Annotated in this window: 1 protein-coding gene; it reads left to right on the top strand. The window is 68.8% G+C overall.

Annotated features, from left to right (window positions below; genetic code table 11):
• Positions 1-139: 139 nt before the first annotated feature.
• On the top strand, positions 140-658 hold a 519-nt coding region (locus A5714_RS15770), incomplete at its 3' end, for a cutinase family protein (protein ID WP_156747343.1).

Below are 658 nucleotides of genomic sequence, written 5' to 3'. Positions count from 1 at the left end.
GGTGCGCGCTGAGCTGCAGCCCTGCGCTCGCCTGCGTCGGCATCGGCCCACGTTAGACCGCAGGTCAGCGGCGCCGGGTGCGCTCATCCCCAGGTTCGACGAAGTTTCGATCGCGCAGCGTTACAGGTAAGGTAACGACGTGATTACTCACCGCTTAGGTCGCTGCGCCGGTCTCGGGGCGGCTGCGCTGGTGACTGGCGCTGGCCTGCTGCTTTCCCCCGCGCCCACCGCCCGGGCCTTCGACTGCCCGGATGTCGAGGTGATTTTCGCGCGCGGCACCAACGAGCCCGCCGACCTGGGCCGGGTGGGCGACGCGTTGGTGGACTCGCTGCGCCAGCAGACCGGGCTCAACATCCTCCCCTACGGCGTGAACTACGCCGCCAGCAAGCTGCAGTTGCACGGCGGCGACGGCGCCAACGACACCATCGACCGCGTCAAGAAGAGCGTGGAGACCTGCCCCAACACCAAGATCGTGCTGGGCGGCTACTCGCAGGGCGCCTCGGTGATGGACATCGTGGCCGGAGTCCCGATCGGCGGCATCAGCTGGGGCAACAAGCTGCCCGAGCAGTACGCCAACAACATCGCCGCCGTCGTCACGTTCGGTGACGTGGCCGACCGCGCCGGTGGCACGTTGCCCAGCCAGAGCGCGCTGCTGGGT

It is taken from the genome of Mycobacterium sp. E2462, assembly GCF_001672685.1.
Classification (GTDB): domain Bacteria; phylum Actinomycetota; class Actinomycetes; order Mycobacteriales; family Mycobacteriaceae; genus Mycobacterium.
Note: the sequence above shows the minus strand (reverse complement) of the source record. Positions and strands in the feature narration are given on the sequence as shown.